We start from the raw sequence: 23,511 nt of genomic DNA, 5'->3' as shown, positions 1-23,511 counted from the left end.
TCTCCGGTCAGGGCAGAGGCAACTCCTTGAGTTGTCGGCGCGAGGTGATGCCGAGTTTCCGGAAAATGTTTCGCAGGTGGGCTTCGATCGTGCGCGGGCTCAGGAAGAGTTGCGCACCGACCTCACGAGAGGTCGCCCCCGTCGAAACGAGTCGTGCGATGGTCAGCTCTTGTGCGGTGAGCGCGTCGGTGGGTTGGGTGGTCCGTTTCCGTGCATGCTCGCCGGTGGCACGTAGCTCGCGGGCGGCGCGGGCTGCGAACGGCTCTGCGCCCATGTCCGACAGGAGCGTGTGCGCGGTGCGGAGTTGTTCGCGTGCGTCGTGGCGGCGGCCTTCGCGGCGCAGCCACTCGCCGAAGACGAGGTGGGCGCGGGCGAGGAAGGCGACCATTCGGCAGCTTCGCAGCCGCTCGATGGCTTCGCGGTAGTGCTCTTCTGCGCCAGAGCCGGTGGTGGTCAGCGCTCGCGAGCGCGCAGCAACTCCGAGCGCCCAATCGGTACCGCTGACATGCGCTCTCGTGCTGAGCTCTTCCATTGCGCTAGAAGCAGATTCCAGATCGCCAGCTCGGACGGCTGCCTCGACGAGCTCGTGGAGCGCCTGCCACCTGATCGACGGTTCGTACGCCTCACAAGCTCGAGAGGCGGCTTTCTGCGCTGCCGGATAGTTTCCGCGGCCGTTGTGGAGCACCGCCATCGCAACCATGGCCACGGTGGCTTCGATACTCCGCTGGCGTTCGGTCGCCTCGCTTACACGGGTCTCGTATCGATCGGTGGCCTCAAAATCAATGCCGCGCCAAGCACCCAGGTACGTGTGCGCGAAACTCAGAGGCATCGCGCCCGACGCTTGTGATAACGCAGCAGCCTCGTCCGCCAACTCGGCGGCCAGGGAAAGCTCACCGGTGTAGACCCGCGCACACGCCGAAACAACAAGCGCAGCGGGCAGAGTGGCGAGGGCACCGGCTTCGCGCGCGACTCGCACGTACCGGTCGGCCAACACAATGGTCAGCTCGTCCTCGAACAGTCCTATGGCGGTTCGCGTCGCCAGCCACAGCCAGTTGCCGGCGTCGCCGGCTCGGACGGTCTCGACCGGAAACACTTGCTCACGGAACGCCTCCAGGGCCCGCCTGAGGACGGGCGCACCGGCTTCGAATCCATCCGTGTGGACGGCCACCAATCCGCCGAGCAGCATATCCGCCGGCGCTGGCGTCCCAGGCGGCGCCGGTGCGGCCCTGACAGCTTCGGCGATCTCCAGCAGGCCGGGGCCGCCACCCGAACCCCCGGTGACGGTCGCCGCGTCGAAGGCCTGCAAATAGGTCTCACGAGCGAGCGAGAGATCCAGGGGAGCCAGCATCCGAGCGGCGCCCAGCAGCATCCCCGGCACCTCGCTGCCTTGGGTGAGGTGGAATGTGATTTGGGCGCGGAGCAACTCCAGACGGGCGCGTTGCAACGCATCCAGTCCCCCGGCGTCCACACTCTCCAGCAGTTCCAGGGCCTCTTCGGGCGCACCGGCACAGTGCTTGGCGTTGGCGGCATCCAGTGCACGTCTGGCCCGGTTTGCAGGCTCGGGCGTCAGATCGGTCGCGCGCCGAAGAAACGCAGCCGCGGCAGCGAACCCGCCACGGGCCAGCGCACGATCGGCCGAACGCTCCAAGTCCGCGGCGGCTTCTTCGTCAGTACCCAGTACCGACTGCGCGCGGTGCCAAGCGCGGCGGTCCGGATCGGCCTGCGGGTCGGTAGCGATAGCCAACGCGTGGTGGGCACGACGGAGCTCCGGTGCCGTGGCGGCACGGTAGACCGCCGAGCGCACCAGCGGATGCCGGAACCGAACTCGGGTGTCGATCTCCAGCAGCCTTGCGGTTTCCGCGGGCGCGGCTGCCTCGCGGTCGATCCCCAGATGGTTGGCTGCGCGCCACAGCAACGCCGCGTCGCCGGTCGGCTCGGAAGCAGCCACCAACATCAGCTGCTGAGTCTCAGCCGGCAGGCTGCCCGAGCGCCGTTGAAAGTTGTCCTCGATGCGGCGCGGGACGCTCATGACGTCGGGGAGTTCGAACCCACCCGCCAATTGCACGCTGCTGGGCAGCTCCAGCAGCGCCAAAGGATTACCGCGCGCCTCGGCGACGATCCGGTCACGGACCCCACGGTCGAGCGGTGCGCGAACAGCCGTGGACAGCAACGCCTGAGCATCGGCCTCACCCAGTCCGTCCAGTCGTAGTTCGGGCAACCCGACCAACGGGTTTCCGCCGCTTTCGCAGGGGTCACGCACCGAGAACATCAACACCAGCCGTTCGGCAACCACCCGCCGCGCCACGAACGCAAGAACCTCCGCAGACGCCTGGTCCAGCCACTGTGCATCGTCGACGAGGCACAGCATCGGCCCCTTCTCTGCGAGGAGGTTGAGGACGGCCAGCCCGACCAGAAACCGGTCCGCTGCGGCACCACCCTGACGGCCCAATGCCACGCCGAGAGCGGTCTGCTGCGGTTCCGGCAGCGTCTCTGTGCGGTCGAGCAGTGGCGCACACAGCTGGTGCAAGCCGGCAAACGCGAACTGCGTCTCGGATTCCACGCCGACCGAGGATTCCACCCGGATCCCCAATGACACCGCGACGTCGCGGGCGTGCTGCAGCAGGGCAGTCTTCCCGATGCCCGCTTCCCCGCGCACCACGAGCACGCCACTGTGCCCCGCCGGCGCCTCGGCCAGGAGTTGGCCGATCGCATCACGTTCTGCGCGGCGACCCAGCAGGCCCGCGTTTTTCTGCTCAACCCGGGCTCGGCCGAGTGTGTGGTCCCCCTCTACCAGCGGCTGGTTCAGAACGGTCACCGCAGGGCAACCATCGCGGAGGGTCGATGCTCGCCGGTCCCGACAAGGATCTGTTCAATCAGTTCGACAGACAACGGGTTGGCTTCCTTTTCTCCGGCGCCTATTCGCGCTGTCAGAGCGATCCGAACCTGGCCGGGGAGCGCCGCGCCAGCCAACGGCAACGATACGAGACGGTCCGCTTCCCGTCAATACGGAACGAACCGTATTGGTTCGGCGCGTCAACTCGCTTACGGTTGCGGTATGCCTGCCAGCCGCAGCGAGCAATCGCGTCGTGCCATCCTTGACGCGGCCATCTCGATGATCGGCGAGCTTGGGTACGACAACATCTCGATCGAGGCGATCGCCAGGCAGGCAGGCGTGAGCAAGCAGACGATCTACCGCTGGTGGCCATCTAAAGGTGCGGTGATCCTCGAAGCCGCGACGGAGAGCCTCGGCACCGTCGTTGCAATCCCCGACACCGGTGACATCGTCGCCGACATCCGGTCCCAATTGACGGGGATCCTGGAATTGATCACGACCACCGGGTTCGGACCGGCATATCGGTGTCTGATCGCCGCCGGCCAGTCCGACCCCGACCTCCTGCGCGCTCTCTTCGACCAGATCATCGAACCCAACATTGAGGACTTCGGCGCCCGGGCCGCCCTGGCACAGCAGCGCGGCGAGATGCGCGTCGACGCCGACTGGCAGACGCTGCGTGACCTGCTGTACGGCGTCGTCGAGTACCGGCTGTTTCATTCGATGTCACTCGAACCCGAATACATCGACGGCATTCTGGAGATCGTGTTCCACGGAGTGCGCTGACGGCTGGCCCCTCGGCACGCCGATGGGCTGCGCCCGGACGGTGACGTCTTCGCCAAACGGTAGCCGTCGGTGACCGTCTAAGGGTCTTTCACCGACGCGAAGGTGCCGCAGGCGCTGCGAACCTGATGGCACGGAAAAAAGCGGACAACGGAAGTCACCGACTATGGATGAGATTCCAGCAGGACTATCGGCATTCTTGGCGGGTGCGCAGGCACGCGATGCCGCCAACGCAGCAGCTCACCTCGCCGAGTATGTGATCCTCGAGGGCCCGATCGCCGTTGAGCCATACGTCGGCCGCGCACAGGTCGCGAATGTCGTATCACGGGTCCTCGAAGTCATCGATGAGTTCACCGTCACCGAAATCATCTCGGGTGAAGGACATTTCGCCGTCATGACGAACATCAAGATCGGCACCACCGAGATCGACGGCGTGGACCTGATCGGCATCAACGCCGAGGGCAAGGTCGCCTCACTGGTGATCCACCTGCGGCCGTTGCGAGCGATCGTCGCACTTCAGAATCGCCTCGCACCCGCTCTCGCAATGCCGGTGCTCACCCTGACCGAAGAGCACTAGGAGATCGTCATGATCGAGCTCGAAACCGCTGTACCCCCACACATCAGAGGCCACCTCTCCTCGGTACCCGACGACACCGACGCTGAACTGGCGGCGCGTTTCGAGCGCGACGTGATCCCGCTTCTGGACACGCTTTTCGGCGGGGCCATGCGGATGACCCTGAAGCGCGCTGACGCCGAAGACCTGGTGCAGGAGACCATGATGCAGGCTTACACGGGTTTCAGGACCTTCCAGCAAGGAACCAATCTCAGGGCGTGGCTCTTTCGGATCCAGGCCAATATCCACATCGATCGTTACCGCAAGCGGATGCGGCGGCCCAGCGAGGTGCTCACCGACACGATCTACGACCGGCAGGTGGCCTCCGACGTCGAGCGTTTGCCGAGGGCGCTGCGCTCTGCGGAGGTGGAGGTGTTGGAGTTGCTGCCCGACGACGACATCAGGAACGCACTGGATGCCTTGCCCGTCGCGTTTCGGATGGCGGTGTATTACGCAGACGTCGAGGGACTCACCTATAAGGAGATCAGCGACATCATGTGCTCGCCCCTGGGCACCGTCATGTCACGAATCCACCGCGGCCGATCCCGGCTGCGCGTCCTGTTGGCTGTCCTCGCCGCTGACCGCGGGTACTTCTGGGCTCAGCATCAGGGAACGGCATGACAGCACATCGACGCGCAACGAGCAGGCGTCACGAAACAAGAGGACACAATCGTCGTGAAAGCCCTACAGCTTCGAAATCAGTTGCGGTGCAGCCGAACTACCACGTGATGCGCCTACCGCTCTACGCGATGGCCGTCGGCGCGGCGATCGCCGCCCTGTTCATCGGTGCCACCCCGGGACAGGCAAACGGGGAGCCGACGGCCGTCTCAATCGCGGGCTGCGCCGATGTCGAGGTCGTCTTTGCTCGCGGCACCTTCGAAGGCCCGGGCGTAGGCAAGGTCGGTGAGGCCTTTGTAGCAGCGCTGCGCCAACGACCACTCGACCTCACCATGTCAGTCCATGCCGTGAACTATCCGGCATCCTTACAGTTCGATCGTGCCGTCGACGGCATCCGCGATGTCAGCAACCGCCTGAACGCTCTTGCGGCCAACTGTCCCTCCACCGAGATCATCGTCGGTGGCTACTCCCAGGGCGCGGCCGTAAGCGGTTACGTCACCAGCGACACCGTTCCCCCCGGATACGCCCTGACCGCTCTACCTCCCGACGTCGCCGAACGAGTAACCGCGGTCGTCCTGTTCGGAAAACCCTCACCGAGGATTCTGAGACTGCTGCACCACGACGCCCCTCCCGTCGAGATCGGCCCCGCCTTCACCGGCAGGACCATCGATCTGTGCGCCCCACGGGACCCGGTCTGCGAATCGGGCGGCCTGGACCGTGGCGCCCACAGCGCGTACGCGATCAACGGAATGACCGAGGAGGCTGTCGATTTCGTCGTGGACCGCCTGCGAAACCGGTAACCGAAAACAACGCGCCCCCCGAACGGGCGAGGACCCCAACCGAACGCATCGCCCCTTATCGATAGCCACTTGGCCAACTGACAGGAAAACAAGCTATGCCAGCAATCACCGCGGACACGCTTACCTTGCCCCGCATCGTTGTTCCGAATCCAGCCACCACCACGCAACGGCCGGTGCGATCGGTCACCACTGCACCAGCCGGATTCGAGGGAGACGGCTTCCCCGTGCGGCGCGCATTCGCCGGGGTACCGCACACCGACTTGGACCCGTTCATCCACATGGATCAGATGGGCGAGATCGAATGGGCCGCTGGCGAACCCATGGGCACCCCATGGCATCCGCACCGGGGCTTCGAGACCGTCACCTACATCATCGATGGCACGTTCGAGCACAGTGACTCCCATGGCGGCGGCGGAACGATCACCAACGGCGATACCCAGTGGATGACCGCGGGCGGTGGAATTCTGCACATCGAGAAGCCCCCGGAACAATTGGTCGTCTCCGGCGGGATGTTCCACGGTGTCCAGCTGTGGGTGAACCTGCCGCGCGCCAGCAAGTTCGTCGCACCTCGCTATCAGGACATCCGCGCCAAGCAAGCCCGGCTGCTGTCCTCGGCCGACGGCGGCGCACTACTACGAGTCATCGCCGGAGACATCGCCGGCTACACCGGGCCGGGAACGACCTACACACCGATCACCGTCGTGCACGCCACTGTAAGCCCCGGCGCACGCCTGGAACTGCCGTGGCAGGCTGACTTCAACTCGCTGGCTTACGTGCTCGCCGGAAACGGCACCGTTGGTGAAGCGGCACAACCCATCCGAAAAGGTCAACTCGCCGTATACGGCCCCGGGGACGCACTAACCCTTGCCGCCCAGCAGAGCCAGCCCGCCGCGGAGCCGAACCTGGAGGTCCTCCTACTCGGCGGCCGCCCGATCCGAGAACCCGTGGTTCAGTCCGGGCCCTTTGTGATGAACACCCGCGAGGAGGTCGCCCAAGCCTACGAGGACTACCAGGCCGGCCGCTTCGGGGTCATCCCCGCCGAACACCCGCCCCACACCGGGTGATGACCATGGCGGACCGCTACGAAACACGCAAACCACTCAAATGCCAACCAAACTGGAGATGAGCAGATGGCACGAACAGTCCAGTTCTTCGAATACGGCGGCCCCGATGTGCTGCGTGTAGTCGACGTCCCGGCGCCGAGCCCCGGGCCCGGGCAGGTGCAGGTGGCGGTGCGGGCAGCCGGGGTCAACCCCATCGATTCGAAGATCCTGCAGGGTTTCATGCGTGCGGTCATGCCACTCGACTTGCCCGCCGGGCTCGGGTCGGACATGGCCGGGGTTGTCGAGCAAATCGGAGCCGACGTCACCGCATTTCAAGTGGGTGATGAGGTCATGGGTAGTTCACTGACACCGGCCATTTCCGCGTACGCACTGGCAGATTCGGCCAACCTGATCATGAAACCCGCTGAGGTCAGCTGGGACGTGGCCGCCAGTGTGGCCGGAGCCGGCGGCACTGCATGGTCGGTACTCAACCGTCTCCAGATTCGGAAGGGTGAGGCCCTGCTCGTCCACGCCGCCGCCGGCGGGGTGGGCACGTTCGCAGTTCAGCTCGCAGTAGCCCGGGGAGCACGGGTGATCGGTACGGCAAGCGAACGCAACTTCGACTATCTGGATTCAATCGGTGCTGAGCCAGTCAGGTATGGCGACGGCCTGCTCGAACGCGTCCGCAGCATGGCGCCCCACGGGGTGGACGCCGTTCTGGACGCGTCCGGCCGCGGCGAGATCCCGCTCTCCATTGAACTCGCCGGCGGCCCGCAGCGAGTCCTGACCCTGGTCGCGTTCGATGCCGCTGACACCGGAATTCAAGTATTCGCCGGCGGAACCGGCAATGAGCGGGGTCCTGCACTGCGCGAGATCGTGCCGCTCATCGAGAAGGGATTGGTCAACGTGCCCATCTGGCGCGCTTTCCCGCTGGAGGAGACCGCAGCGGCCCTTCACACCAGCATTGCCGGGCACCTCCGCGGCAAGATCGTCGTGTTGCCGTAACAGCAATTGCAAGCATAGAAACGCTAGATTGATTACGGTGTTTCTTCAGCGAAGGAGAATCGATGACTCAGACGCCTGAGCGAAGCTCGGCGGACGTGGGTGTCGACGTCGACGTCGACGTCTCGACGATGACCAGCGATGAGTTGATCGCGCACAACCTGAAGGTGGTCGGAGCCCACTTTCACAACGAGACACCGGAAACGGTCGACAAAGCCATCGCTCTCTACGGCCCAAATATTGTCTGGGAAGCCCCTTTTCGCGGAATGGTGTACAGCGATCCCGCCGAGATCAAAGAGGCGTACATGGCGATCTTCCGGACGGTTCACTACAACAAGACCACTACGCTGCGGCGGTACGCCACCGAGACGTTCGTCTTCGACGACCAGATCGCGGATTTGACCGTCGTCGGTGACGAAATGCCCAATCTCGGCTTCACCAAGGGCGACCGAATCAGCATGCGCCTTGTCCACCTCTTCGAAATGGAGGCCGGCAAGATCGTCCGCGAAATCGCCTACGAGATGTCCCGCGAATACAAGAGTCCGCGCGACAACGACTTCATTCCCGACGACGCAATCGTCGAAGAGTTCCCCGACGGACCTCACTACGGGCGATGGTGACCAACCCCCGCCTCGCTGATCGTGCTAATAGTCAGGGGCCTTAATGCAATTCGGAGTCTTCTCGGTCAGTGACATCACTCGCGACCCGGTCTCGGGTGTGACGCCGAGCGAGGCGGAGCGGATCGACGCGATTTTGCGGATCGCGGCGAAGACCGAAGAGGTCGGTATGGACGTGTTCGCGATCGGCGAGCATCACAACCCGCCGTTTCTTCTCGTCCTCCCCTACGACGCTGCTGGCTGCCATCGCGGCGACGACGTCCCATGCGGGAGCGTTCGGCGTTCGCCGACGGCGCAGTGACCAGCCTTGACAGAGTGGAGGCATCATAAACATCGTGATGAATATGTTGATCGGGCCGCCGGCGTTCGCCCCCGCACCTACCACCGACCAGCCCAGAGGAAACAACACATGACCGACTATGGCCACGACCTGTGGTTCGGCAGCTTCATCACGCCCGCCGCTCACCCGCCCGAGGCGCCGGTCGAGCTGGCGGTGACGTCCGAGGGGGCCGGGCTCGACCTTGTCAGCTTTCAGGACCATCCCTACCAGCCGGCATTCCAGGACACCTGGACTCTGATGACCTACGCCGCCGCACGCACCGAGCGAATCCGACTCAGCGGCAACGTGATGTGCCTTCCGTTGCGCCCCCCTGCCGTGCTGGCCCGAGCCACCGCGAGCTTGGACCGGCTCAGCCGCGGGCGTGTCGAACTGGGTCTCGGCGCCGGCGCATTCTGGGATGCCATCGTTGCGATGGGCGGCCGACGACTCGAGCCCGCGCAGTCCGTGCGCGCGCTGGAAGAGGCCATCCGGGTGATCCGGGGGCTGTGGGACACCGACGAGTCCGCCCCGCTGAAGATCGAGGGCGAGTTCCACCGCCTGACCGGCGCCAAGCGAGGGCCCGCGCCCGCTCACCGGATACCGATCCACATCGGGGCCTTGAAGCCCCGGATGCTCCGGCTCACGGGCCGGGTCGCCGATGGATGGCTGCCTTCCCTGGGCTACCTGCCTGACGGGCCGAAATCGCTCGGCCCGATGAACGATCAGATCGATGAGGCTGCCGCCGGCGCCGGCCGCGAACCCACCGCGATCATCCGCGCCCTCAACATCAGCGGCCGATTCACCGACGGCGGCAACGGAGGTGGGCTATTCGAAGGAACTTCTGCCACCTGGGCCGAACAGATCGCCGACCTCGCCCTGCAGTTCGGCGTCTCGGGATTCATCCTCACCTCCGACGAACCCGTCGACCTGAACCGCTTCGGTCAGGAAGTCGCCCCACAAGCCCGAGCCCTCGTCGAATCCGAGCGCACCCTATGACAACGTTGTTCAAGCGTCGAGACGAAACTGTGGTGCCATTGACCTTTGAATCGCCCATGGTCACCGCAGCACCGACATTCATCGACGCGGCTCCCACCGGAACAGCCTCGAGGCCAGAGCAATCGCCACTGCCACCCAGCCGACGATTGGTCCCAGCAGGAGCAGTGCGTCGGAGAGATCCGCCCCGCCGTTCCAGGCGTTGACGACGAGTTCCGTAGCCGACCCGCCCGGCAGCAGTCGCTTCACCCAGGTAAGGCTCTCGGTCCCGGTGACTCCTACCCAGCTCGCCACGGCAATGACGCCCAGACTCAGCGGCAGCGAGGTGACTTGGGCGTGCTCGGGAGAATTCGTCACACCGGCCGTCGCCGCCCCTAGTGCGAGCATCATGATGAGCGTGGAGACGACTGCCACCGCGAGAAGTGCGATGTCGGCCGGCGCGACGCTGATAGCGGCGAAAACACTGAGGATCAGCCCCACCTGGACCAAGGCGATCACACTGATGGGGAGTAGCAGGCCGCATAAAATCGATGCGTCACCGGCCGCGGTGGAGCGCAGCCGCTTGAGAAACAAGCTCTGGCGGTGCGCGGCCAGGGTGGTCACCGTCGCGGTGTACAGGCTGAAAGCGCCGATGGTGAAAACGATTACGGCCGCGATGTAGCCGAGGCTGCCGATCTTTTCGAACAGGCCGCGGAGATAAATGAAGAACGCCGTGGCCGCCGTCGGCATGATGAGGCTGGTGACCAAGACGGCTCGGTTCCGAAAGATCTGGATCAGTTCGCTGTGCGCGATAGCAAGCATTGAGATTGTCTTTCGTTCAGGAGGGAGTCGGAACGGTATTGATGGCACGGAAGACGTCGTCGAGCCGGGTCGGGGCGGCCGACAATCCATGCAGCTCGACCGCGTGGGAATCTGCCCAGTCGAGCAGTCGCTTGAGATCCGCCTGCAGCTCAAAGGTTTCGATGAGGTACTTCCCGTCGGATACCGGGGCAGAGCGCAACGGCGGTGGCGGGGCGTTGGGGGGAACGGAGAAGTGAATCAAAGCCGGCAGGGTCCGGGTCAGCTCGGCCACTGTTCCTTGATGAAGGAAGCTGCCGCGATGCATCAGCCCGATGCGGTCGGCGTACTGTTGCGCCTCTTCGAGGTAGTGAGTGGTCAGCACGATGGTGGAGCCGTCCTCGCGCAGCTGCTGCACGGCGCCCCAAAGTGCGTCGCGGGACTGGATGTCCAACCCGGCGGTGGGCTCGTCGAGGAAGATCAGCACCGGGCGTCCATAGATGGCGGTGGCGAAGTCGAGTCGGCGCTTCTCACCACCGGACAGCTGAGACACCCTGGTGTCGGCCTTCCGGATGAGGTCGACGATGCCCAATACCCGATCGACCGTATCCGCGCGCTCGGTGAGTCGTCCGATCAATCGTACGGACTCCGAGACGGTGAGATCAGAGGCGAACCCACTCTCCTGGAGCATGATTCCCATCCTGGATCGAACCGCGCGGCGTTTTGTCGGGCTCTCGCCAAACACCCGTACCGTGCCCGACGACGCCTTTCGGTGCCCCTCGATGATCTCCAGAGTCGAGGTCTTTCCCGCACCGTTGGTACCAAGAAGTGCGTAGATCTCTCCGCGCTCGACTTGAAGCGAGAGATCTTTCACCGCATGGAAGTCGCCGTAGCTCAGGTTCAGCCTGTCGACGTCGATCACTGGACTGGAAGACATGTTTCCATCACAGCGTTTATTACCCGGCCCGCCTAGTGGGTCGATGTCACCTCAGCGACATGACATTCGGGAGCCAACCTGGTGACACAGCGTCACTACCGAATAGATCGGTCGGATCGGATACTGATGCACAACCCCGCCCCCGTCCAGTGAAGTCCCCTATGGAAATTCTGATGCCCCGCCGGACGTTTCAGTCGGCGCCTCGGTCAAGCGATGCCGAGCGGGGGTCACGGCAGCGGTTCCGACGGCTCAACCTGACGATTTTCCTGCCACTGCTCGCTTCCGTCGGGGTGTACCTGGTGGCCAGACAAGCCCAGACGTGGCAACAAGCCTGTGTGCTTGGACTCGGCCTCGCGGCGGCGTTGATCGCCTTCGAACGATGGACCGCAGGTGATATCGGCCGGGTCGCCGTGCCATGCGTGGGGGTCGCGGCGGCAGTCTGGCCCTTCGGCGTGCTGACAATCGACGACAGCTCACCGCAAGCGGCCTACTACGCGATCGCCATCGTCGGGTGCCTGACGATCCCACAGTTACCCCGTCACCGAGGGCCGGCAGCGTTCGGACTGGTCGCCTACGTGGCGGCGATCGGCGGGTGGTCCTTGATGGTCACCGCCCAGTCGGGTGCGGTCGCCCTCATCGCCAACGTCATCATTCCCTCCGGGGTCACCGCGATACTCGTCGGCCTGATGTTCCCGAACAAGCGGTTCTACGACGTGATGGCGGAACTGGAGGAGGCGCGGGACAGTGAGGCTGAACTGGCCGTCATCCGCGAGCGAATGCGTTTCGCCAGCGACCTGCACGACATACAGGGCCACACCCTGCACGTGGTGAAACTCAAAATCGCGCTGGCGCAGAAGTTGATTCGCAGCGACACCAGACGTGTAGAGCAGGAACTGGCTGAGGTGTACGCACTCATCGGCGACACGATCATCCACACCAAGGCGCTTGCGTACGGACAACGAAAGCTCAACCTGTCCGCAGAGTTGGAGAACGCGCGAAACCTGCTCGAAGCGGCCGGCATTCGTATTCGTGTTGAACGTAGCCCCGAGGTGGGCGTGTGCGCCAACGATCTGCTCGGCCAGGTGCTCCGGGAGACGACGACCAACATCTTGCGACATTCCCGAGCCAAGCTGGTGCACATCGACCTCTCCGCACACAGCATCAGTGTCCTCAATGACGGCGTTGCAGATGAAGTGCTGCCGGAGTTACGAGGACTTGCCACGCTGGCGCGCAGAGTGTCGGATGGGGGCGGTGAGCTCATCGTCGCCATCGAGGACAAGCGATTCCGCACTACAGCAACCTTTCCCCCGCCACCGGCCATCAGTGCCAGGGAAGCAGCAGAAGGAGCCCACCGGTGACCACCGTCGTGCTGGCCGACGACGAGGTCCTGCTCAGGAAAGCGCTCGCCGCGCTGCTACCCCTCGAAGGTGACATCGCGGTGCTGGCGGAGGCCGCCAATGGAGCCGCGGCTGTGGAAGCCACGATCGCCCATCGACCCGACGTCCTGGTCATCGACCTGGAAATGCCCGGCATCGACGGCCTCGAAGCGGTCGTGGAGATCCGTCGAGTGCTTCCCGAACAGGTGATCCTCATGCTCACTCGCCATGCCAGACCGGGCGTTCTGCGCAGCGCGCTGAAACTAGGAATCCAAGGATTCGCCAGCAAGTCCGCTGAACCGGCCCATATCGCCGAGATCATCACGGCGCTACGCGACGGCCGGAGATGGATCGACCAAGACGTCTCCGCCGCGGCGATCGTGGACGACTGCCCGTTGACCGACCGAGAGATCGACGTGCTGCGGGCCACTGGCCACGGATACTCGGTCGCCGAAATCGCGGCGCAACTACACCTGGCGCCCGGCACGGTGCGCAATTACCTGTCAAACACCATGCAGAAGACCCAGACTCGTACCCGGCACGAAGCCGCTCGCTACGCCCGCGAGCATGACTGGCTGTAGGCCTACCGGCGCCTTTGCGTCAGACTTCCCTACCTGCCCCCATCTGGCGTGCTCTCCCGCTCTGGTGACCAATGGCGGCCGGGCAGACCAGCATCTAACCCGTGCGCACACCACGACTGTCCCCGTGTAGTCCACCCTCGAACATCCATCCGGTCAATCCACGGACCGCGCTAAGAAATCGAATATCGCCTCGCGAAATCCCAGGTGAGAGCAGTGGCGTCGGGTCCGACATGATCGACGAACAGTCCACTCCCTGAAGGACCCGGCCAGGCGTGTCCCATGCCCTCGACGAGATACGACTCGATGAACGACAGGCCGTCGGCAGCAGTGCGCGTGGTTTGTGTGTATGCGCGCCGACCCGAGGTTGATGGCACCACGTGAGTTTCGTCGGCCATGCGCAGGCTGTGATTGAGCATCCCGTCGTCGATCAGATCGTTCACCGCAGTCCATTGCGCGACAAGGCGATTTGCGACCGAGGCTGGAACCACCTCGTCATCGTCACCCTGAATGACGAGCATCGGCACATGTCTGGCGCGCTCCCCCATCTGGGCCCACGCCTGACGCACGGTGTACTCCGGCGGTGTGGCGTCGGGATCCTCAGGATGCACTTGATTGAGACCATATTCGCCGCCGGCGACCGACGTTACGGTCGCGAACACGTCGGGGTAGGTAACAGCGAGTATCACGGCTGTGCCCGCTCCCGATGAGGCACCAACGACATGGACCCGGCGGGGGTCGGCTCCGTAGTCGTCGATGACCTGCCGGACAACACCGGCGAGCAGGGCGGGTTCTCCACTGCCGCGGTGCTGTTCTCGCGGGTCTGTCGAGTCCCAGCAATTGACCGCGTCGCGGAACAGTCGTTGGGTCGGATAGACAACGATGAAGCCCTCACGGTCAGCCAGGCTGTTGAACTGCGTCGTGGCCTTCATCGAGTTCCAGCCGAATCCAGTCATCCCGCAGCCGTGGATCGCGATGATCACCGGAAGCTCGGCAGTCCCGTCGTAGTGCGGCGGAAGATGAACCTGGTAGCGCTGGTGATTACCGTTGCTGCTGAATACCTGGTTGCGATCGCCTGCGTGCATCGCCCATGGCATGCCAAATTGAATTGCTGCTGTGGTGGCCGCCGTCGTCATGGCTAGTGCCATCGCAATGACCAAGGTGGTTCGCCAGCACTGACGCTTCTTTGGTGGAGCAGTGCAAGCTCCCGGGCGGGGCTGCTTCTGGTCGTGAGCGCAGCGTGAAGCTCTGAACATGGTTCGGCCCTGTCGTTCGCACCGATGGCTGGCGGCGTCCCCACCTCGCTACGCACCACTCTGCCTGACAACCTGATTGCGACAGAGACCTGGTGGGCAGCCTCAACTTGGCTGCCAGCGGTTCGGGTCGATATCCAGTGCCTTACGGTCCCATCCCGCCAGATCGGCTGCCGCAGCGTAGGCGAACTCAAGGAAGTCCAACACGCACTGATCCGGATCCCGCGCCGCGCGCGCAGTTTCGTACGGAAGAAGGTACTGGCGTAGCTCGGTATCGTAGAAAGCTCCATCAGGGCGGCCAGCGAAGTCGGCGTACCCGTCCGGTTCAGGATAAGCGTAGGAGTAGAACGCCCCTTCATCTCCGCCACCGGGCCAGAATCCGCAACTGCTCAATTCATGTGAATAAGCCTCGACCATTACCCAGTCGCCGCAGTTCGGCGTACCTCCGGGATGCCGGGGTGCGAGGCGACCGGAGAATCGGCTACATGCCAAATCGAATGAACCCCAGAAGAAGTGGACCGGACTCACTTTGCCGGCGAACCGGGAGCGGAACTGCCCGATCACCCGGTCGGCTTGCACCAGTTGTTGCCAGAATGTACTGGCGGCCGACGGGTCGTAGCCTGCGTGCTGATCCTGGGCGAACGGGACAGCGGGATCGACTTCGTTGGGCCGCTCGGTGATTCGCGCGTCGATACCTAGACGGTCAAGCATTGCCATCGTTTGGTCGTGAAACTGTGCCACGGATCTGCCGCGTAAGTCCAAATGGTCGGAGCCACCATCGCTTAACCGCACTGACAGTGCATGGTCGATGAAGTCAAACTCCATGTCGAACAGCCGCGTGCCCACCGGGATCGCCGACGTCGTCAACCCTCGTGGCGAGACGTAGAGCGGTGCCTGCCACCAGTGATTGAGCAGCGGCGCGTAAGCCAACCGCACCTTGCCTACGATCTGGGTCCACATGTGCAACGTTCTGCGCGTCGCCTCCCAATCGTCAACGCGCAATGACGGCCATTCGCCGCCCGCAATGGGTTTGGGCATCTGAGTTTCATACCGATTCTTTTGTGGATTCGGCTTCGGCGTAGGGATAAACCAGTTGGCCGGAGGCGAATCTCATTGGTGACAGCACGACTTGGCCGCTTGCGCTGCGGAACTGTTCGATACCGTGGCCAGCTATGCCCTGGAACTGGACTTGCAGGACGCGTGGGCGGGTCCACTCCCCGTTGACCCCGAACTGGACGTCGCCCATCACAGTGTGAAAAGTCGCGCTCCGGGCGTATTCGGAGAGACTGGCGTCATCGACACCGCCGGTTGCTTCGATGGCTTGGGCAACCACCTGCATCTGAGCGTAAGCCAGCGGCGCCGTGTAATGGCCCAGGGGATCGACGCCGGCCTCAGCCGCCCGGCTCTGGTAGGTGGTGAGTAGCTGCTGGACACCGGGGAACATCATTGTCGGCACGGGTATCCAGTATTCGTAGTTCACGAAGCCATTGAGCAGTGGTCCGAGGGTGGTTTTCACCGTGGCGTTCTGCGGGCCGATCATCGCGCCGCCCACCAACTTCGGACGGAACCGATGCGCGCTGATAGCACGCACCAGGCCGACCGAGTCGTCCAGATAGGAACACAGAAACAGCACATCGCACCCGCTGCCGGCAACAGCATCGACGACGGGCTCAAAATCCTCGGTGTCCAACGGATAGGTGGCCTCATACACGACCTCGATGCCGTACTTCGCCGCGTTGGCCTTCGCCCCGAGAACGGGGTTACGCGAGAACTCGGCATCCGCAGACAGCAGCGCCGCGGTGGTCGACTGCGGTCGTTGTTGCTCAGCGGCGAGCGCGAAGAAACCCTCGGTGAGCGCGGCATTGGGGTCAGGTCCAGTGGGAATCATGGCGAAGTAGTTCGGGTAGCCGAGTTCGTTGTTGGCACCCAGAGCCATCAATCCGACGAAGAAGCGCTGCCTCTGGGCGATCAACGGCAGCGCCGGCTGCACCGTGTTGGTGCCGTACCCACCGACCACCAGATCTACGTTGTCCTCGTCCAACAACCGCCGGTAGAGACCGGGAACTCGCGACGCATCCGCACCATCGTCGTAGCACACCAATTCCACTGGCCGCCCCAGAAGCCCATCGCGGCTATTGATGTCCTCACACCAGATGTCGTGGGCCAGTCGTGCCGACCCGCTGTTACCTGCCACCGGGCCGGTCAACGACATGCAGTACCCGATGCGTATAGGTACCGATGTGGCGGCCACGTCAGACTCCCGCGCCGACCCGGCCGTTGAGCAGTTGCATCTCCCAAGCGAACGCGATGCCGCTGCCGCCGGCGTGCTCGACGATGACGTCGGTGAACGCGGACGCCGTCTCCTCACGCGCCCAATCACGCTGCCACTCAGACAACACCGCCAACCAGGTGATCGGCACCGCACCAGCGGCGACCATGCGGCGCACCGCCATATCGTGTGCCTCGGCCGATACCCCGCCGGAGGCGTCGGTGACGATGAAGACGTCGTATCCCTCAGCAAGGGCCTGGATCGTCGGCATCGCCAAACACACCTCGGTCCACAGGGCCGCCAGGATGAGCTGCTTGCGGCCGGTCGCCTTCACCACGTCGACAACGTTCTCGTCCTCCCAGGTGTTGATGAACGTCCGGTCGATCGGCTTCTGATCGGGAAACACATCCTGCAGCGCCTTGATCAGGTAGCCGCCGCGTTCCTCGAGGACCGTGGTCAGAATCGTCGGCACATCAAAGGCTTTCGCGCCTTTCGCCAGACCCACGACATTGTTGGCGATCTGGGTGGGTTCGTGGCTGTTCAGATTGGCGAACTGAAACGGCTGATGATCGATGAGCACGACAACGCTGTCCTGCGGACGCAGCAGTGCGTCGAGACCGGTCTTGGGCATGGGAGATTCTCCTTCAGTTAGCGCACGAAGCGCTGTGGATTGGTTCGGAACTTTCAGGCAAACGCCGCGCTCTAAACACCATTATGAATATCGTGTTTGATCTTACCCATGTGATGACGTCGTTTGTCAACCCTGTCGATCACCACTGCCGACCATATGGTCCGCACTCCAGCGGCCAATGCTGGTGTGGTGGCGTAGCGGTGTTGAGCGAGCGCTGGGGGTCCACGTCGAGATTCCCAACTGTGTTGCCGCCTAACTTGTTCAACCCTTCAGGGAGTCTGATGTATTTCAGCGCCTTGGAAGAGGCCGCGCTCCATCGGTACGTGAAGGGGCGTTGCAAGACGCCGCGACGGGCGGGCGTCTGCGATCCGGGCAGGTTGCGGAGGCTAATTGCTCGACGGTGGAGAAATATCGAGATACATCATGATGTTTAGGCCGTTCACGCTATGGTTCTGAACGATCGCCCCGCAGACGGTTCATCGTTCAGTGCCTCAGATGCAAGCAACACAAGCAGCCCCTGCGACTCAGGCAGTTGCCTCCCGCTACGGGGCCTGGCGGATGAACTGGCGTGCAACGGCTCTCACCGAAGGAGCATTGTCCAATGACGAGGGACGCCCTGCCCGAGCACCGCTGCGACAGGCGTGTCACGATCCTCACGGATATTGGCGCTGCCGCCACTGGAGTGTGTGGATCGTGCAAGCGACACTGAGAGAGAACCGCCCGTCCCGGCGCGTCGCGCACCCAGAACCACGATGAGGAACACCGAGCATGACTGATCTGATGAAAGCCGTTGTGCTCGCCCGTTTCGGTGGGGCCGATGCTTTCGAACTGCGCGACGTCTCCGTACCGCAAGTCGAACCCCGCCAGGTACGGGTGCGCGTCCATGCGACCGCCGTCAACCCGCTCGACTATCAGATCCGTCGCGGAGATTACGCAGACTACGTCCCTCTCCCGGCGATCATCGGACACGACATCTCCGGCGTGATCGAGGAAGTCGGATGGCACGTGACCGAGTTCCGCGCCGGAGATGCGGTGTACTACACGCCCCGGATCTTCGGCGGCCCCGGCTCCTACGCCGAGCAGCACGTCGCCGACGTCGACCTCGTCGGCCGGAAGCCGGAGAACCTCAGTCACCTGGAGGCGGCGAGCCTGACTCTCGTCGGCGGAACGGTCTGGGAGGCCCTGGTGACGCGAGCTCAGCTCACCGTGGGGGAGACGATCCTCATCCATGGAGGCGCGGGGGGTGTCGGCACGATCGCGATCCAGATCGCGAAGGCGATCGGCGCACGAGTGATCACCACCGCGAAAGCCGGCGACCACGAGTTCGTGCGCTCTCTTGGAGCGGATGCGGCGATCGACTTCACTTCGACGGACTACGTCGATGCCGTGGCCGAGATGACGCGAGGCAAGGGCGTCGATGTCGTCTTCGACACGATCGGTGGCGACGCGCTCACACGAAGCCCGTTGACACTCGCCGACTTCGGACGCGTCGTCAGCATCGTCGACATCGCGCAGCCGCAGAACCTCATCGAGGCGTGGGGCAAAAACGCCGCCTATCACTTCGTCTTCACACGACAGAACCGAGGAAAGCTGGACGCGCTCACCACGCTGGTCGAGCGCGGTCTCGTGAAGCCGGTCATCGGCGCGACTCTTCCGCTCGCTCGAATGGGCGAGGCTCACGAGCTCTTGGAGAACAGGCGGTCGTATGCACTCCGCGGCAAGGTCGCGATCGATGTGGCGGGCGAAACCGTTTCGCTTCCCGCTCGCATCGCGTAGCGGGAGGTCAGCTCCGCCCGGAGAAGGTGGCGCGGTACTCCGAGGGGGACACATCCAGGAGCCGGCGGAAATGCAGTCGAAGGTTCGATCCGGTTCCCAGGCCGACCTGTTCCGCGATCCGGTCGACCGACAGCCTCGTGCTCTCCAGGAGTTCGCGGGCGGTGTCGACCCGCGCCCGCAGGATCCACTGCAGCGGGGTGCTGCCGGTCTCTTCGGTGAAGCGGCGCAGGAACGTTCGGGGCGACATCCGCGCGTGTGCGGCGAGTCCGGCGATCGTGAGCTGCTGGTCGAGACGAGTCATGGCCCATTCGCGCGTCGCGGCGAGGGTTTCGCCGTGGGCTGCCGAGTTGGTCTTCGGCAGGTACTGGGCCTGGCCCCCGGCCCGGTAGGGCGCGGTGACGAGTCCTCTGGCGATCTCGTTCGCCGCGCTCACGCCGAGGTCGCGCCGAACGATGTGCAGGCACAGGTCGAGACCGGCCGCGGCCCCCGCCGAGGTGAGGATGGATCCCTCGTCGACGAAGAGCACGTTCGGCTCGACCGTGATCTGCGGATGCCGCTCCGCGAACTTCTCCGCCGCATCCCAGTGCGTCGTCGCCCGCAGGCCGTCGAGCAGGCCGGCGTCCGCGAGGGCGAATGCGCCGTAGCAGATCGACGCGATGCGCGTCCCGCGGGATGCGGCGCTCCGGAGCGCTTCGTGCACCTCCACCGGTATCGGCCGACCCGCCGGCGCGTACCCCGGGACGACGATCGTGTCCGCGTCGGCCAGTGCGTCCAGGCCCCGCGGGACCGCGTAGCCGAAGCCCCCGTGGGACGGCACCGTTCCGGCGGTGACCCCGCAGGCCGACACTTCGTAGGGGAACCCCGACTCCGGATGGAACACCTCCGCCGGGATCCCGACGTCCAGCGGGAGCGCCCCGTCGAGTACGAGAACCACCACCTGATGCGGTCGCTGCATCACCCGACTCCGATCCGGTCGACGCGTGCCGACCGCGTCATCATCCTCACACGTATGCGCAATACCGCCATCCGTGCGCATCTACGACAGGCAGCTCTGACATACGCACTCCCCTTATCGTGTCGGCAGCTTGTGCGCAGTCAGACGCTAGACCATAGGTCCCGCCGGAAAGCGGGTCAGTCGGCGAGCCCGCCGATCAGCATGTCGACCACCTGGCTCGCCAGCTCGCGAATCTCCTCACCGGTCTGGCCCTCGATCTTGCGGTACCAGACGTCGACGGCGTTCAGATTGCTGAGCAGCGTGCGGGTCGCGAGCGCTTCGTCGACCCTGCGCAGCGAACCGTCCGCGATCCCCTCGGCGATGACGCGGCGGAACATCCGCTCATAGTCACGCCTGAGCTCGTTCAGCGCCGTCAACGCGTCCCGCTGGCGCACCTTCAACGCCGTCGAATCCTGGTGTCGCACCCCCTGATGCACCACGTGGTGGTACCCCAGCTCGGTCATCAAGTTCTCCAGGTGCGCGATCGACATCGCCTCGAGCCGCTGGTGTCCAGTCCCCGGTGCCGTCGAATGCGGTTCGACCCGCTCGCGGACACGACGCATGCCGTCCTCGTACACGGCCAGGAAGATGTCGAACTTCGACCGGAAGTGGTAGTAGATCAGGCCTTTCGTCGCCCCCACCTCGTCGGCGATGTCGTCGATGGTGGTGTTCGCGAACCCGCGCGCCATGAAGGCGTCCGCCGCGGCGTCCAGTATCCGGCCCTTGACGTCCGGTTCCAGTTCGGCGCTCGCGCTCAACTCAACTCCCACTGCCGTCACGTACGTCCTCCAGCATCGCGCATGCTCCGTGACCGTGCGGACGGGCCGGCCGGCAGCGCTCACGATTGACACCTTTTGTGACCTTCGTTACGATAATACTCAGTAGTATTCCTGGTGTAGACGTTTCGCGCCACTCTCGACACGGCGATTCAGCTCTGCAACGCGCGTCCTTGGATCAACGCCGCGACAACCAGAAGGGGCCTCATGAGCATCGACTCTGCGCTCGCATCGGCAGACGAACTGCACAAGCGCGCCACCCGCAAGGCCGTGCTGCGGCTGCTCCCCGTCATGTGCGCGGTGTACTTCATGGCCTACATCGACCGCACCAACGTCGCGCTGGCCAAGACCCACCTCGAAGCCGACGTCGGCATCAGTGCCGCGGCGTTCGGTTTCGGCGCAGGCATCTTCTTCATCAGCTACGCGTTTCTCGAAATTCCGAGCAACCTGATCATGTACCGCGTCGGGCCACGCCGGTGGATCGCCCGCATCGCCGTCACCTGGGGCACCCTGTCTGCGCTGATGATGTTCGTACAGGGCGACCTGTCCTTCTACATCATGCGATTCTTGCTCGGCGCCGCCGAGGCCGGCCTCTACCCCGCCCTGATGTACATGGTCACCGTCTGGTTCGCCCAGAGCTACCGCGCCACCGTCGTCGGTTTCATCTACCTGGCGCCCACCATCGCGCTGGTCGTCGGCGGCCCCATGGGCGGAGCGCTGATGGAACTCGACAGCGCACTCGGACTGCACGGCTGGCAGTGGATGTTCCTCATCGAAGGTGCCGTCACCGTTCTGGTCGGCGTCCTGGTCTGGTTCAAGCTTCCTCAAGTACCCAGCGAGGCACACTGGTTGTCCGCCGATGAGGCGCGCATCCTCACCGAACGCGCCGTCGGCGCCCACCACGACACCGCGACCAGGATCCGTGGCAACGTCAAGAAGGCCTTCGGTCGACCCTTCGTCATCGTGGTGGCGTTGATCTACTTCTTCAACCAAATCACCAACGTGGGCATCGTTTTCAACATCCCGGCGATCGTCGAAGACCTCGACATCAGCGGCTCGTTCCTCATCGGGCTCCTGTCCGGAAGTGCGGGAATCGGCGCGACGATCGGCGTGCTGGTGGTACCCCGCCTGTTCGCCCGCTACCAGCGCGAGGCCAGCGCCGTCGGCATCCTCGCCGCCGCCACCCTGGCCACCTCGATCGCCTTCATGCTTTCCTCCAGCGCGCTGGCCCGCATCCTGCTCATCGCGATCTCGATGATCTTCGTGTTCGGCACTCTGCCGCTGTTCTGGTCGATCGCGATGGCGCGCATGTCCGGTTTGATGGCTGCGGCCAGCCTGGCGTTCATCAACACCATCGGACTCATCGGCGGGTTCGTCGGGCCATACCTGTTCGGACTGGCCGAGACCGCGACAGACAACCCGTCCGCTGGGTTCTACGTCGTCATCATCGCCTCGATCATCGGCGTCGCGCTGGCACCGGTACTCGGCCATGCCATCAAGCGCGAGGACGCGAGCACAGGCACTGCCTGATGCAAGAGCGGCTGACTGGAATCGGGGTCGCCACACTCGCCGAACCCGACATGCTCATCGAAGTGGAAGCCACCGCTGTCATCGACTGACCCCAGCTGTCCCCGCGGTTCCGGCTGGCCACTATGTGAAGTGCCCGCCTATGCGCGACAACGTCGCTCGATTGTCGCGCGCCTCGATGTTGTCGCTAATAGCCGGGCAAAAGGCACATCGCTTCCGTCGAGAGACGGGTGGGGCGCATGTGACCAACCAACAGCCCGAAACGCCCTACTAGCCGACCAACGCCGCCGCGTGAAGCGACAACACCAGCGCCGGCCTCGGATACCGCAGAGACGCACACGCCTCCTCCGCCGCCAACTGCAACCCGAGGACACCTCGCCGCAGCTCCCCCGAATCCGCGTCACCCCGGCCGTACCCCGACAGACACACCCGCGTCAGGATCACCCCGTGCATGCGGCGCAACCGCGCCATCTGAGAAATCATCCTGCGCACCGCCTCCCCCGCCTCGGCCTCGCCACCAGAGACGCTGCACCGCAACCCCACCACGTCCAGCCTCCCCATCGACATCACCGACGCCGCCAGCCGCTCACCCGTCCGCTCGGTGACGTCCACCACCACCCGGTGCGACGACGCCCGACCCGCCAGCAACATCACGTCCGACCACCCGCCGAGCACGAACCGCCCCACCCCCGCGGCCACCGCCCCCTCGACCGTCTCGACATCACCGCACTGCGCCGCCACCCGAGACGCCGGCAAGCCCGCGTCGAGCGTCAGCTGCAACTCCGACGCGCTCGACACGTCCACACCCAGCCCCCGCCGTCGCACCCACTCCGCCACCGAAGCCGTCGTCAACAACTCGGCGGGGACGTGCAGCGGCGTCCCCCGTAACGCCCGGTGGCACACGGCGTGGCGCGGCATGGACTGCGAACGGCGAAAATGAATCATGCCCCCGATGGTGTCGGCGCCACCTCCCGCCAACCTGGACAAACGCTGGGACCC

At 64.4% G+C, this 23,511-nt stretch carries 22 protein-coding genes and 1 pseudogene; 13 read left to right on the top strand and 10 right to left on the bottom strand.

The genetic code is table 11. The features are described 5' to 3' along the window. Positions 1-7: 7 nt before the first annotated feature. Positions 8-2,815, bottom strand: coding sequence for an ATP-binding protein (locus I7X18_RS06820; protein WP_232375420.1), 2,808 nt, complete (start codon positions 2,813-2,815; stop codon positions 8-10). Positions 2,816-3,055: 240 nt separating this feature from the next. Between I7X18_RS06820 and I7X18_RS06815 the strand changes: the two genes are divergently transcribed. The 9 genes and pseudogenes from I7X18_RS06815 (at position 3,056) to I7X18_RS06775 (ending at position 9,621) form a co-directional block, all read left to right on the top strand. Continuing rightward, positions 3,056-3,616, top strand: a complete 561-nt coding sequence (locus I7X18_RS06815; protein ID WP_193047825.1) for a TetR/AcrR family transcriptional regulator — start codon at positions 3,056-3,058, stop codon at positions 3,614-3,616. Positions 3,617-3,812: 196 nt separating this feature from the next. Beyond that, the gene (locus I7X18_RS06810) at positions 3,813-4,190 is read left to right on the top strand and encodes a hypothetical protein (protein ID WP_193047826.1); all 378 of its coding nucleotides are present in this window, start codon (positions 3,813-3,815) and stop codon (positions 4,188-4,190) included. A 9-nt stretch (positions 4,191-4,199) separates the two neighbouring features. After that, entirely contained in the window at positions 4,200-4,847 is a 648-nt protein-coding gene (locus I7X18_RS06805) for a sigma-70 family RNA polymerase sigma factor (RefSeq protein WP_193047827.1), read from the top strand. 86 nt (positions 4,848-4,933) lie between these two features. Beyond that, on the top strand, positions 4,934-5,644 hold the full coding sequence (locus tag I7X18_RS06800) for a cutinase family protein (RefSeq protein ID WP_232375419.1): 711 nt from the start codon (positions 4,934-4,936) through the stop codon (positions 5,642-5,644). A gap of 95 nt (positions 5,645-5,739) precedes the next feature. Beyond that, complete coding sequence (locus I7X18_RS06795; RefSeq protein WP_193047828.1) at positions 5,740-6,708, top strand: pirin family protein; 969 nt, start codon at positions 5,740-5,742, stop codon at positions 6,706-6,708. Positions 6,709-6,774: 66 nt separating this feature from the next. Then, positions 6,775-7,692: an NADP-dependent oxidoreductase gene (locus tag I7X18_RS06790; protein ID WP_193047829.1), complete on the top strand. Its 918-nt coding sequence runs from the start codon at positions 6,775-6,777 to the stop codon at positions 7,690-7,692. A gap of 62 nt (positions 7,693-7,754) precedes the next feature. Then, positions 7,755-8,309 carry a nuclear transport factor 2 family protein gene (locus I7X18_RS06785; RefSeq protein ID WP_193047830.1) on the top strand — a complete coding sequence of 185 codons (555 nt, stop codon included), beginning with the start codon at positions 7,755-7,757 and terminating at the stop codon, positions 8,307-8,309. 43 nt (positions 8,310-8,352) lie between these two features. Next, positions 8,353-8,569: pseudogene (locus I7X18_RS06780) on the top strand (LLM class flavin-dependent oxidoreductase); the annotation flags it as partial. A gap of 146 nt (positions 8,570-8,715) precedes the next feature. Beyond that, positions 8,716-9,621, top strand: coding sequence for an LLM class flavin-dependent oxidoreductase (locus I7X18_RS06775; RefSeq protein WP_193047831.1), 906 nt, complete (start codon positions 8,716-8,718; stop codon positions 9,619-9,621). Positions 9,622-9,699: 78 nt separating this feature from the next. Here I7X18_RS06775 and I7X18_RS06770 read toward each other — a convergent pair whose 3' ends face one another. Together I7X18_RS06770 and I7X18_RS06765 are read right to left on the bottom strand one after the other, a co-directional pair. Next, positions 9,700-10,419: an ABC transporter permease gene (locus I7X18_RS06770; protein WP_193047832.1), complete on the bottom strand. Its 720-nt coding sequence runs from the start codon at positions 10,417-10,419 to the stop codon at positions 9,700-9,702. Positions 10,420-10,435: 16 nt separating this feature from the next. Next, positions 10,436-11,317 carry an ABC transporter ATP-binding protein gene (locus I7X18_RS06765; RefSeq protein WP_232375418.1) on the bottom strand — a complete coding sequence of 294 codons (882 nt, stop codon included), beginning with the start codon at positions 11,315-11,317 and terminating at the stop codon, positions 10,436-10,438. A 305-nt stretch (positions 11,318-11,622) separates the two neighbouring features. Here I7X18_RS06765 and I7X18_RS06760 point away from each other — a divergent pair, with 305 nt between their 5' ends. Both I7X18_RS06760 and I7X18_RS06755 read left to right on the top strand, forming a co-directional pair. Beyond that, positions 11,623-12,690, top strand: a complete 1,068-nt coding sequence (locus I7X18_RS06760; protein WP_232375417.1) for a sensor histidine kinase — start codon at positions 11,623-11,625, stop codon at positions 12,688-12,690. After that, the gene (locus I7X18_RS06755) at positions 12,687-13,289 is read left to right on the top strand and encodes a response regulator transcription factor (RefSeq protein WP_193047834.1); all 603 of its coding nucleotides are present in this window, start codon (positions 12,687-12,689) and stop codon (positions 13,287-13,289) included. The genes I7X18_RS06760 and I7X18_RS06755 overlap by 4 nt, the downstream gene beginning before the upstream one ends. Positions 13,290-13,459: 170 nt before the next feature. Here I7X18_RS06755 and I7X18_RS06750 read toward each other — a convergent pair whose 3' ends face one another. The 4 genes from I7X18_RS06750 to I7X18_RS06735 form a co-directional block, all read right to left on the bottom strand. Further along, positions 13,460-14,434: an extracellular catalytic domain type 1 short-chain-length polyhydroxyalkanoate depolymerase gene (locus I7X18_RS06750; protein ID WP_198730532.1), complete on the bottom strand. Its 975-nt coding sequence runs from the start codon at positions 14,432-14,434 to the stop codon at positions 13,460-13,462. 210 nt (positions 14,435-14,644) lie between these two features. Further along, positions 14,645-15,577, bottom strand: a complete 933-nt coding sequence (locus tag I7X18_RS06745; RefSeq protein WP_193047836.1) for a DUF5996 family protein — start codon at positions 15,575-15,577, stop codon at positions 14,645-14,647. A gap of 7 nt (positions 15,578-15,584) precedes the next feature. Further along, entirely contained in the window at positions 15,585-16,790 is a 1,206-nt protein-coding gene (locus I7X18_RS06740; protein ID WP_193047837.1) for an amino acid ABC transporter substrate-binding protein, read from the bottom strand. A gap of 1 nt (position 16,791) precedes the next feature. After that, complete coding sequence (locus tag I7X18_RS06735) at positions 16,792-17,439, bottom strand: hydrolase (RefSeq protein WP_193047838.1); 648 nt, start codon at positions 17,437-17,439, stop codon at positions 16,792-16,794. A 768-nt stretch (positions 17,440-18,207) separates the two neighbouring features. On the opposite strand from I7X18_RS06735, the gene I7X18_RS06730 reads away from it, so the two are divergent. Next, the gene (locus I7X18_RS06730; RefSeq protein ID WP_193047839.1) at positions 18,208-19,215 is read left to right on the top strand and encodes a zinc-dependent alcohol dehydrogenase family protein; all 1,008 of its coding nucleotides are present in this window, start codon (positions 18,208-18,210) and stop codon (positions 19,213-19,215) included. Between the two features lie 7 nt (positions 19,216-19,222). On the opposite strand, the gene I7X18_RS06725 is transcribed toward I7X18_RS06730, so the two are convergent. Beyond that, complete coding sequence (locus I7X18_RS06725) at positions 19,223-20,170, bottom strand: GlxA family transcriptional regulator (RefSeq protein WP_193047840.1); 948 nt, start codon at positions 20,168-20,170, stop codon at positions 19,223-19,225. A 176-nt stretch (positions 20,171-20,346) separates the two neighbouring features. Further along, positions 20,347-20,898: a transcriptional regulator DarR gene (locus I7X18_RS06720; RefSeq protein WP_232375487.1), complete on the bottom strand. Its 552-nt coding sequence runs from the start codon at positions 20,896-20,898 to the stop codon at positions 20,347-20,349. Positions 20,899-21,192: 294 nt separating this feature from the next. On the opposite strand from I7X18_RS06720, the gene I7X18_RS06715 reads away from it, so the two are divergent. After that, complete coding sequence (locus I7X18_RS06715) at positions 21,193-22,515, top strand: MFS transporter (RefSeq protein WP_193047841.1); 1,323 nt, start codon at positions 21,193-21,195, stop codon at positions 22,513-22,515. Between the two features lie 267 nt (positions 22,516-22,782). On the opposite strand, the gene I7X18_RS06705 is transcribed toward I7X18_RS06715, so the two are convergent. Further along, a complete protein-coding gene (locus tag I7X18_RS06705; RefSeq protein WP_193047842.1) occupies positions 22,783-23,457 on the bottom strand; it encodes a type III PLP-dependent enzyme domain-containing protein in 675 nt (224 codons plus the stop codon). Positions 23,458-23,511: the final 54 nt, after the last annotated feature.

The sequence above is a fragment of the Mycolicibacterium baixiangningiae genome, assembly GCF_016313185.1.
GTDB lineage: Bacteria > Actinomycetota > Actinomycetes > Mycobacteriales > Mycobacteriaceae > Mycobacterium > Mycobacterium baixiangningiae.
Note: the sequence above shows the minus strand (reverse complement) of the source record. Positions and strands in the feature narration are given on the sequence as shown.

Bases quoted from the DNA above. Each gene is read 5' to 3' on its own strand.
- I7X18_RS06770 (WP_193047832.1), bottom strand. From the start codon at position 10,419: ATGCTTGCTATCGCGCACAGCGAACTGATCCAGATCTTTCGGAACCGA.
- I7X18_RS06815 (WP_193047825.1), top strand. From the start codon at position 3,056: ATGCCTGCCAGCCGCAGCGAGCAATCGCGTCGTGCCATCCTTGACGCG.
- I7X18_RS06795 (WP_193047828.1), top strand. From the start codon at position 5,740: ATGCCAGCAATCACCGCGGACACGCTTACCTTGCCCCGCATCGTTGTT.
- I7X18_RS06715 (WP_193047841.1), top strand. From the start codon at position 21,193: ATGAGCATCGACTCTGCGCTCGCATCGGCAGACGAACTGCACAAGCGC.
- I7X18_RS06730 (WP_193047839.1), top strand. From the start codon at position 18,208: ATGACTGATCTGATGAAAGCCGTTGTGCTCGCCCGTTTCGGTGGGGCC.
- I7X18_RS06785 (WP_193047830.1), top strand. From the start codon at position 7,755: ATGACTCAGACGCCTGAGCGAAGCTCGGCGGACGTGGGTGTCGACGTC.
- I7X18_RS06750 (WP_198730532.1), bottom strand. From the start codon at position 14,434: ATGGCACTAGCCATGACGACGGCGGCCACCACAGCAGCAATTCAATTT.
- I7X18_RS06705 (WP_193047842.1), bottom strand. From the start codon at position 23,457: ATGATTCATTTTCGCCGTTCGCAGTCCATGCCGCGCCACGCCGTGTGC.
- I7X18_RS06735 (WP_193047838.1), bottom strand. From the start codon at position 17,439: ATGCCCAAGACCGGTCTCGACGCACTGCTGCGTCCGCAGGACAGCGTT.
- I7X18_RS06790 (WP_193047829.1), top strand. From the start codon at position 6,775: ATGGCACGAACAGTCCAGTTCTTCGAATACGGCGGCCCCGATGTGCTG.
- I7X18_RS06805 (WP_193047827.1), top strand. From the start codon at position 4,200: ATGATCGAGCTCGAAACCGCTGTACCCCCACACATCAGAGGCCACCTC.
- I7X18_RS06725 (WP_193047840.1), bottom strand. From the start codon at position 20,170: ATGCAGCGACCGCATCAGGTGGTGGTTCTCGTACTCGACGGGGCGCTC.
- I7X18_RS06745 (WP_193047836.1), bottom strand. From the start codon at position 15,577: ATGCCCAAACCCATTGCGGGCGGCGAATGGCCGTCATTGCGCGTTGAC.
- I7X18_RS06720 (WP_232375487.1), bottom strand. From the start codon at position 20,898: ATGGCGCGCGGGTTCGCGAACACCACCATCGACGACATCGCCGACGAG.
- I7X18_RS06775 (WP_193047831.1), top strand. From the start codon at position 8,716: ATGACCGACTATGGCCACGACCTGTGGTTCGGCAGCTTCATCACGCCC.